The organism is Bradyrhizobium sp. in8p8 (assembly GCF_000426845.1).
GTDB lineage: Bacteria > Pseudomonadota > Alphaproteobacteria > Rhizobiales > Xanthobacteraceae > Bradyrhizobium > Bradyrhizobium japonicum_C.
The window spans coordinates 369443-378302 of record NZ_AUGD01000007.1; the positions used below are offsets into that span (position 1 = coordinate 369443).

9 protein-coding genes are annotated in these 8860 nt (G+C 64.7%); 8 read left to right on the forward strand and 1 reads right to left on the reverse strand.

Going from position 1 to position 8860, the window contains the following annotated elements; genetic code table 11:
• Window positions 1-106 precede the first annotated feature (106 nt).
• From K408_RS0120125 to K408_RS0120140, 4 genes are read left to right on the forward strand one after another with little or no spacing between them, the layout of a single operon-like run.
• Complete coding sequence (locus K408_RS0120125) at window positions 107-985, forward strand: branched-chain amino acid ABC transporter permease (RefSeq protein WP_024340015.1); 879 nt, start codon at window positions 107-109, stop codon at window positions 983-985.
• Complete coding sequence (locus K408_RS0120130; RefSeq protein ID WP_024340014.1) at window positions 985-1968, forward strand: branched-chain amino acid ABC transporter permease; 984 nt, start codon at window positions 985-987, stop codon at window positions 1966-1968. Before K408_RS0120125 ends, K408_RS0120130 begins: the two co-directional genes overlap by 1 nt.
• Entirely contained in the window at window positions 1965-2696 is a 732-nt protein-coding gene (locus tag K408_RS0120135) for an ABC transporter ATP-binding protein (RefSeq protein ID WP_024340013.1), read from the forward strand. Before K408_RS0120130 ends, K408_RS0120135 begins: the two co-directional genes overlap by 4 nt.
• The gene (locus K408_RS0120140) at window positions 2680-3384 is read left to right on the forward strand and encodes an ABC transporter ATP-binding protein (RefSeq protein WP_024340012.1); all 705 of its coding nucleotides are present in this window, start codon (window positions 2680-2682) and stop codon (window positions 3382-3384) included. The genes K408_RS0120135 and K408_RS0120140 overlap by 17 nt, the downstream gene beginning before the upstream one ends.
• 115 nt (window positions 3385-3499) lie before the next feature.
• Here K408_RS0120140 and otnC read toward each other — a convergent pair whose 3' ends face one another.
• Window positions 3500-4174, reverse strand: a complete 675-nt coding sequence (gene otnC, locus K408_RS0120145) for a 3-oxo-tetronate 4-phosphate decarboxylase (RefSeq protein ID WP_024340011.1) — start codon at window positions 4172-4174, stop codon at window positions 3500-3502.
• A 105-nt stretch (window positions 4175-4279) separates the two neighbouring features.
• On the opposite strand from otnC, the gene ltnD reads away from it, so the two are divergent.
• The 4 genes from ltnD to K408_RS0120165 form a co-directional block, all read left to right on the forward strand.
• Window positions 4280-5197 (forward strand): L-threonate dehydrogenase, encoded by a 918-nt coding sequence (ltnD, locus tag K408_RS0120150; protein WP_024340010.1) that lies wholly within the window; start codon window positions 4280-4282, stop codon window positions 5195-5197.
• An 11-nt stretch (window positions 5198-5208) separates the two neighbouring features.
• Complete coding sequence (otnI, locus tag K408_RS0120155) at window positions 5209-5991, forward strand: 2-oxo-tetronate isomerase (protein ID WP_024340009.1); 783 nt, start codon at window positions 5209-5211, stop codon at window positions 5989-5991.
• Window positions 5988-7262, forward strand: a complete 1275-nt coding sequence (gene otnK, locus K408_RS0120160; protein WP_024340008.1) for a 3-oxo-tetronate kinase — start codon at window positions 5988-5990, stop codon at window positions 7260-7262. Before otnI ends, otnK begins: the two co-directional genes overlap by 4 nt.
• Before the next feature lie 169 nt (window positions 7263-7431).
• The coding region (locus K408_RS0120165; RefSeq protein ID WP_028145943.1) for a methyl-accepting chemotaxis protein at window positions 7432-8860 on the forward strand (1429 nt) is incomplete at its 3' end.

Genomic DNA, 8860 nt, shown 5'->3' on the forward strand with positions numbered 1-8860 from the left:
CAAGCGACGAAGCAATCCAGACTATTGCCGCCGCAGGCGTTCTGGATTGCTTCGCTTCGCTCGCAATGACGGAGCAAACGCTGACGTTTCGAACGGGGGACAGACTTTGACAGCCCAAGCCATTATTCAGAGTCTCGCGAGCGGCCTGCTCATGGGCCTGCTCTACGGATTGATCGCGGTCGGCCTCGCGCTGATCTTCGGCCTGATGGACGTCACGAACTTCGCCCATGGCGAGTTCCTGATGATCGCCATGTACCGGTCCTTCTTCCTGTTCGCGTTCTTCGCGATCGATCCCTTGCTGTCGGCGCCGCTGGTCGCCGCGGCATTATTCATATTCGGAGCGGTCGTCTATCTGCTCCTCGTACGCTTCGCCATGCGGGCGAAGGCCAACGCCGGCATGGTGCAGATCTTCACCACCTTTGGCCTTGCCATCGTCATGCGCGGCCTCGCGCAATACTTCTTCACGCCGGACTATCGCAGCATTCCGCAATCCTGGCTCGGCGGCAAAACCATCTCGATTGCCGGCATCTTCCTGCCGGAGCCGCAACTGGTCGGCGCGCTGGTCTCGATTGCGGCGTTCGCGGGTCTTTATATCTTCATCCACCGCACGGACTTCGGCCGCGCGATCGAAGCCACCCGCGAAGATCCCGGCGCGGTCGCGCTCGTCGGCATCGACAAGAACCGGGTGTTCGCGTTCGGCTGGGGCCTCGGCGCCGCGCTGGTCGGTCTCGCCGGAGCGATCATGGCCGTGTTCTTCTACATTTACCCCGATGTCGGCGCGTCGTTCGCGCTGATCGCCTATGTCACAGTGGCGCTCGGCGGCTTCGGCAGCGTGTTCGGGGCCTTCGCCGGCGGCATCATCGTCGGTCTCGTCGAAGCTGTCACTGCGCTGGTGCTGCCGCCGTCGCTGAAGTCGGTCGGCATCTACTCGGTCTATCTGCTCGTCGTCTTCATCCGGCCGCGCGGCCTGTTCGGATCGATCTGATGGACAAGGATTTTACAGCGCGGCGCCGCCGCGACCTCATCATCGCGGCGCTGCTCGCCCTGATCGCGGCGCTGACCCCATTGTTCGTGAAGGACGTCGTCGTCCAGAACATCCTGATCCTGACGCTGATGTATGCGGGCCTGTCGCAGAGCTGGAACATTCTGTCCGGCTATTGCGGGCAGATCTCGCTCGGCCATGCGCTGTATTTCGGTCTGGGTGCCTACACCACCGAGCTGCTGTTCACGAAGTTCGGCGTGCTGCCCTGGTTCGGCATGCTGGCAGGCGGGGTGGTGTCGGCTCTGATCGCGATGGGGCTCGGCTATCCCTTCTTCCGCTTGCGTGGCCATTACTTCGTGATCGCCACCATCGTCATCGCCGAGATCGGCCTGCTTCTGTTCCACAACTGGGAATGGGCTGGTGCTGCGATGGGTATCACCATTCCGATCCGCGGCGACAGTTGGCTTAAATTCCAGTTCCTGCGCACCAAGCTGCCGTACTTCTATTTTGCGTTGGCGCTGTGCTGCCTCGCCTGGTTCGTGACCTGGTGGCTGGAAAACTCCAAATGGGGATTTTGGTGGCGCGCGGTCAAGGACAACCCGGAGGCGGCCGAGAGCCTCGGTGTTGACGTGTTCAATTCCAAGATGGGTGCGGCCGCCGTCTCGGCCTTCCTGGTCGCCGTCGGCGGCAGCTTCTACGCACAGTTCGTTTCCTATATCGATCCCGAGAGCGTTATGGGCTTTCAGTTCTCGCTGCTGATGGCGCTGCCCGCCGTACTCGGCGGCATCGGCACCCTGTGGGGGCCGGTGCTCGGCGCAGCCATCCTGATTCCGCTGACTGAGCTGACCCGCTTCAAATTCGGCGGCTCGGGGCGCGGTATCGACCTCATCGTCTACGGCACGCTGATCGTTCTGATCTCGTTGGCCCTGCCGCGCGGGCTGCTGAGCCTGTTTTCACGCCCGAAGAGGACGGGAGCCGTACGATGAGCGCGCTCCTTGAGACCCGCGGCGTCTGGCAGCGGTTCGGCGGCCTCGTCGCCAACAGCGACGTCTCGATCTCGGTCGGCCGCGGCGAGATCGTCGGCCTGATCGGCCCGAACGGGGCCGGCAAGTCGACCCTGTTCAATCTGATCGCCGGCGTGCTGCCGCCGACGCAAGGCTCGATCTGGTTCGACGGCGAGGATGTCACCAACTTGCCGGCAGCCCAACGCTGCCAGCGCGGCATCGGCCGGACCTTCCAGGTCGTGAAGAGCTTCGAGACGATGACGGTCATCGACAACGTCATCGTCGGAGCGTTGGTCCGCAACACGGTGATGAAGGAGGCCCGCCGCAAGGCACGCGAGGTGCTGGAATTCACCGGCCTTGCCGCGCGCGCCGACGTGCTCGCCAGCGACCTCGTGCCGGCCGAGAAGCGCCGTCTCGAAGTTGCCCGTGCGCTCGCGACCGGGCCGAAGCTGCTGCTGCTCGACGAAGTCCTCACCGGGCTCACGCCCACGGAGGCGCAGACCGGTGTCGCGCTTGTGCGCAAGGTGCGCGATGCCGGCATCACCGTCTTGATGGTCGAGCATGTCATGGAGATCGTCATGCCCCTGGTCGACCGCGCCATCGTGCTTGACCTCGGCAAGGTGCTGGTCGAGGGCAAGCCCGCCGACGTCGTCCGCGATCCCAAGGTGATCAAGGCATATCTGGGAGACCGTCATGCTGTCGGTGCGTGAAGTCACGACGGCCTATCAGGGCCTGGTGGCGATCTCCGCGGTCTCGATCGAAGTCGAGAAAGGCGAGATCGTCTGCGTCGCAGGCGCCAACGGCGCGGGCAAGTCGACGCTGCTCAAATCCATCGCGGGTGCCGAGCGTCCGCGCTCGGGCACGGTGACGTTCGACGGCAAGCGCATCGACGGCATGGCGCAGCACCACGTCACCGCCGCCGGCATCGCCTATGTGCCGGAAAACCGCCGCCTGTTTCCACGGCTGTCGGTGCGCGACAATCTTCGCCTCGGCAGTTATCTCTATCGTGGCGAGGCCAATCGCGAAGAGCCCCTCGATCTCGTCTTCACGCTGTTTCCGCGTCTGTCCGAACGCCTGGAGCAGCGTGCCGAAACGCTCTCCGGTGGCGAGCAGCAGATGCTCGCGATCGGCCGCGCGCTGATGACGCGTCCGCGCCTCTTGATGCTCGACGAGCCCTCGCAGGGCATCATGCCGAAGCTGGTGGACGAGATCTTCCAGGCGGTGAAGCGCATCCGCGACGCCGGCATGACCGTGCTGATCGTCGAGCAGCGCATGGCCGAGTGCCTGGAGATCGCCGATCGCGCCTACATCCTGCAAACCGGCCGCGTGCTGATGCAGGGCGCAGCAAGCGAGATCAAGGGCAATCCCGACGTGAGGAAGGCGTATCTGGGACTGTAGCCACAAGCCTTCCATTCTCTGCCATTGCGAACGTAGCGAAGCGATCTGGGAGCCCTCCGGGGAAAGACTCTGGATCGCTTCGCTGCGCTCGCAATGACCAGGGTCGGACCCGCGCTCAGTGTCCGTGCCCATGCTCCGGCAGCGCCACCCCAAATACCTTCACCAGATCCGACACTTGCTCTGGTGACAGATAGCGCGGGTTCATCCCGCGCAGCAGCAGGTACAGCTTCGCCGTCTCCTCCAGCTCCTCCGTCGCGAACACTGCCGCTTCCAGCGTGTCGCCGGCGACGACCGGGCCGTGATTGGCGAGCAGCACGGATGAATATTTTCCCGCCAGTCCCTTGATCGCATCCGCGACTGCGGGATCGCCCGGACGATAATAGGGCACGAGCGCGGTGGCGCCGCATTTCATCAGGTAGTAGGCTGTCATCGGTGGCAGCGCGGCGCGCGGGTTGATCTCGGGCAGCATCGAGAGCGCGACCGAATGGGTCGAGTGCAGGTGCACGATCGCTTGGGCGCTTCCGCGCGTGTCGTAGAGCGCGGTGTGCAGCGGAACTTCCTTGGTGGGCGCGTCGCCCGACACCAGCCGGCCCTGATCGTCCAGCCGCGACAGCTTTGCGGGATCAAGAAAGCCGAGCGAGGCGTTGGTCGGCGTCACCAGCCAGCCGCCGCTGTCCAGCCGGACGCTGATATTGCCGGACGAGCCGGGCGTCAGGCCGCGCTCGAACAGGGACCGCCCGAAGCGGCATATATCTTCGCGCAGCCGTGTATCGTTGCTTATGGCCGTCATGCCCGCTTGTCTCACGCTTTGGCAGCGCGGCCAAGCCGTGATATCGGTGCGACGAGCCGCCGCAAAGGGCGGCCATCCGGGAAACGTTTTGCAAGGGTCAGTTGCATGTCCGCCTCCACGCCACAAACCAAGCGCATCGCCGTTGTCGGGCTCGGCTCGATGGGCTTTGGCATGGCGACCTCGCTTAAGCGCGCTGGCCATGCCGTGACCGGCTGCGACGTCTCTGCTGAGGCGGTGTCGCGCTTCGTCAAGGATGGCGGCGCGGGGGCAAAGACACCTGCCGAAGCGGCCGGCGAGGCCGACATCGTCGTCAGCGTCGTCGTCAATGCCGTGCAGACCGAAACCATCCTGTTCGGCAAGGATGGGGCCGCCGAGACCATGCCGAAGGACAGCGTCTTCGTATCATCGGCTACCATGGATCCCGACGTGGCGCGGCGCTTGGCCAAGCAGCTCGAGGCAACCGGCCGGCACTATCTGGATGCACCGATCTCCGGCGGGGCGCAGCGCGCCGCGCAAGGCGAGCTGACGATCCTCGCCTCCGGCAGTCCCGCTGCCTTTGCCAAGGCGCGGCCCGCGCTCGACGCCATGGCCGCCAAGCTCTACGAGCTCGGCGATGCCGCCGGGCAAGGCGCCGCGTTCAAGATGATCAACCAATTGCTCGCCGGCGTGCACATCGCGGCTGCCAGCGAGGCGATGGCGTTCGCCGCCAAGCAGGGCCTTGACATCCGCAAGGTCTACGAGGTGATCACGGCATCGGCCGGTAATTCCTGGATGTTCGAGAACCGCATGCCGCACGTGCTCGACGGCGATTACACGCCGCGCAGCGCGGTCGAGATCTTCGTCAAGGACCTCGGCATCATTCAGGACATGGCACGCAGCGCCCGATTCCCTGTGCCGGTCTCCGCCGCCGCGCTGCAGATGTTTCTGATGACATCAGCCGCCGGCATGGGCCGCGACGACGACGCCTCCGTGGCGCGGATGTATGCGCGGGTCACCGGCGTCAAGCTGCCCGGCGACAAATAGGAGAGGATCCAATGCCCCGCTTTGCCGCCAATCTCTCGATGATGTTCACCGAGCTGCCGTTCCTCGATCGCTTCGACGCCGCTGCGCAAGCCGGTTTCACCGCCGTCGAGTTTCTATTTCCCTATGAGCATCCGGCCGAGGTCGTCGGCGAGCGCCTCAGGCGCAACGGCCTGACCCAGGCGCTGTTCAACCTGCCGCCGGGCGACTGGAATGCCGGGGAGAAGGGCTTTGCGGCGCTGCCCTCGCGATTCAATGACCTTAAGGCGAGCCTGGAGACGGCGCTGCCTTATGCCAAGGCAACCGGAGTCAAGCGCCTGCACCTGATGGCCGGCATTGCCAATCGCGGCGAACGCGTCGCAATCGAGGCGTTCTATAAATCGGTGGCATGGGCTGCCGAGTTCTTCGCGCCGCACGGCATCGACATCGTGATCGAGCCGATCAATGCACGCAACGTGCCCGGCTACTTCCTGAATGATTTCGGCTTCGCCCGCGACCTCATCCAGGAATTGCGGCTTCCCAACCTCAAGCTCCAGTTCGACATCTATCACTGCCAGATCATTCATGGCGACGTCACCATGCGGCTGCGCGAGATGATGCCGATCATCGGCCACATCCAGATCGCCAGCATTCCCTCGCGCAATGAGCCCGACGGCGAGGAGCTGAACTATCCGTTCCTGTTCGAAGAGCTCGACCGTCTCGGCTATGCCGGCTTCGTCGGTTGCGAATACAATCCGCGCGGCAAGACCACCGATGGGCTCGGCTGGTTCAAGCCTTACGCTGGAGTGAAGCCGTGACACTTGCGTTGGGCTGCATCGCCGACGACTACACCGGGGCCTCCGATCTCGCCAACACGCTGACGCGCGCGGGCCTGCGCACCGTGCAGACCATCGGCGTGCCCGCCGACGATCTGGCGTTGCCCGAGGTCGATGCCGTCGTGATATCGCTGAAGAGCCGCTCGATCGAGGCCGGCCTTGCCGTCTCGCGGTCGCGCGCGGCGGACAAATGGCTGCGCGGCCGCGGCGCCAGCCATGTCTTGTTCAAGATCTGCTCGACCTTCGATTCCACCGACGCCGGCAATATCGGCCCGGTGATGGACGCCCTGCGCGCCGATTGCGGCGAAACTGTCGTTCTGGTGACGCCGGCGTTCCCGGAAACCGGCCGCACCGTCTACCAAGGCAATCTGTTCGTCGGCGCTGTGCCGCTCAACGAGAGCCCGCTGAAGGACCATCCGCTCAACCCGATGCACGATTCAAACCTGGTGCGCGTGCTGGCGTGCCAGAGCAGGACGCAGATCGGCCTCGTCGATCTCGCCATTGTCACGCGCGGCGCGGAGGCGGTGCGGGCGCGGCTTGCCGCGCTCGCGGGCCAGGGTATCGGTGCCGCAATCGTCGACGCCGTGTTCGACCGCGACCTCGAGACCATCGGTCTCGTTGCCGCCGGCCATCGGCTGTCGGTCGGCGCCTCCGGGATCGGCCTCGGGCTCGCGCGGGCGCTGGTCTCGACCGGCAAGGTCAAGGCCACGGCGACCAGCGATGCAGGCGCGCCGGTCGGCGGAGCGGCGGTATGCCTTGCCGGGAGCTGCTCGCAGGCGACCCTTCAGCAGATCGCGAGCGCCGAACGCATCATGCCGGTGCTTCGTCTCGATCCGGACCGTATCATCACGCAAGCAGATGAAGTGCAGCACGCGCTGGACTGGGCAAGACCGCGACTGGCTGAAGGTCCGGTACTGATCGCATCGAGCTCGGCACCAGATCAGGTCGCCGCCCTGCAGGCTCGCCACGGCCGCGACGCTGCCGGTCACGCGATCGAGCAGGCGATGGCCGACATCGCGGAAAATCTAGTGAAATCAGGGGTTCGGCGGCTGGTCGTGGCCGGCGGTGAAACCTCCGGCGCAGTCGTCGACCGCCTTGGTATCCCCGGCTTCCTTGTTGGCGCGGAGATCGCGGCGGGTGTCCCGGTACTGCGGGCGGTCGGCACGGAGGCAGGCGGGATGCTGCTCGCGTTGAAGTCCGGAAATTTCGGTGGTCCCGACTTCTTCGCCGCCGCGCTTAGGCTCATGCGCTGAGCGCAGACCGTTTTTAGGTTCCTGTTCATCTCTTTCGACTTCCGTACTCGCACGGAGTCGTAGTTAACATCTGCACAGATGGTCTGCTGTCTGATGTCGGCGCTGCTCCCTTTTGGTTGATTCTTAGAGCTCCCGACGCGCGCCCGCGCCAGTACAACGAGATCCGATTATGCTTGCCAAGCTTTCCATCCGCGCCAAGATCACCAGTGTCGTGGCGTTCCTGCTGATCGCGATGACCGGAATGGGCCTGCTCGCCGTCATGAAGATGCGGTCGATGAACGCCAACACCGTTGACATCTCGACGAATTGGATGCCGAGCGTCCGGGTGATCGGTGACCTGCGCGCCGCAGTGATCACGTATCGAAACGTGGTGCGTCAGCACATGTTGGCCGAAGTTCTGGACGACAAGCTGGCGGTGGAGAAAACCGCCGCCACCGTGACCGAGGCGCTCGCCAAGACGCGCAGCAAGTACGAGGCCATGATCAGCTCCGCGGAAGAGCGGGCGCTCTACACCCAGTGGTCGAAGCTCTGGGACGAGTACAAGAAGGGCACCGAGGAGGTGATGGCCTTGTCGCGCAAGGAAGCGGGCAAGATCCCGCGCGAGGCGCAGGAGCTCAACTCCAAGACGGTCAACAAGATCGGACTTCAGGCGGATGAGGTCCTGAACAAGGACATCGAGCTCAATACCAGGAGCGGCGAACAGGCGGCTCAGGATGCCGCCGACAGCTACGCTTTCGCCTTTATGCTGGTTTCAGTCATTCTCGGCGCGGCTGTCTTGATCGGCCTCGGGCTCAGCTTCTATCTCGTCCGCGACGTCTCCAGCGGCATCAATTCGATCATCCAGCCGATGCAGGCGCTGGGCAAGGGCGATCTCTCCGCCGAAGTCCCGCACCGCGGCGAAAACACAGAGATCGGTGCCATGGCCGACGTGCTCCAGATCTTCAAGGAAGCGTTGATCGCCAAGAGGGCCGCAGACGAAGCTGCGGCCGCGGATGCCGAAGCCAAGATCGAGCGCGGCCGCCGCGTCGACAACATCACCCGCGAATTCGAAGCCATGATCGGGGAGATCGTCCAGACCGTGTCGTCGGCCTCGACACAGCTCGAGGCATCGGCGACGACCCTCACCGGAACCGCCGACCGCTCGCAGCGGCTGGCGACCACGGTCGCAAGTGCGTCGGAGGAGGCCTCGACCAACGTGCAGTCGGTGGCTTCGGCGACGGAAGAGATGGCCTCCTCCGTGGGCGAGATCAGCCGTCAGGTGCAAGAGTCCGCACGGATGGCGGGCGACGCCGTCGGCCAGGCCCGCGCCACCACCGACCGCGTCAGCGAGCTGTCCAAGGCCGCCGCTCGCATCGGCGACGTCGTCGAGTTGATCAACACCATCGCCGGCCAGACCAACTTGCTGGCGCTGAATGCGACCATCGAAGCCGCACGTGCCGGTGAAGCCGGTCGTGGCTTTGCCGTCGTGGCGTCCGAAGTGAAAGCGCTCGCCGAGCAGACCGCGAAGGCTACCGGCGAGATCGGCCAGCAGATCTCCGGCATCCAGGCCGCGACCAACGATTCCGTCGGCGCGATCAAGGAGATCTCCTCGACCATCG

Bases quoted from the DNA above. Each gene is read 5' to 3' on its own strand.
- otnI (WP_024340009.1), top strand. From the start codon at position 5,209: ATGCCCCGCTTTGCCGCCAATCTCTCGATGATGTTCACCGAGCTGCCG.
- K408_RS0120140 (WP_024340012.1), top strand. From the start codon at position 2,680: ATGCTGTCGGTGCGTGAAGTCACGACGGCCTATCAGGGCCTGGTGGCG.
- K408_RS0120130 (WP_024340014.1), top strand. From the start codon at position 985: ATGGACAAGGATTTTACAGCGCGGCGCCGCCGCGACCTCATCATCGCG.
- K408_RS0120135 (WP_024340013.1), top strand. From the start codon at position 1,965: ATGAGCGCGCTCCTTGAGACCCGCGGCGTCTGGCAGCGGTTCGGCGGC.
- ltnD (WP_024340010.1), top strand. From the start codon at position 4,280: ATGTCCGCCTCCACGCCACAAACCAAGCGCATCGCCGTTGTCGGGCTC.
- otnC (WP_024340011.1), bottom strand. From the start codon at position 4,174: ATGACGGCCATAAGCAACGATACACGGCTGCGCGAAGATATATGCCGC.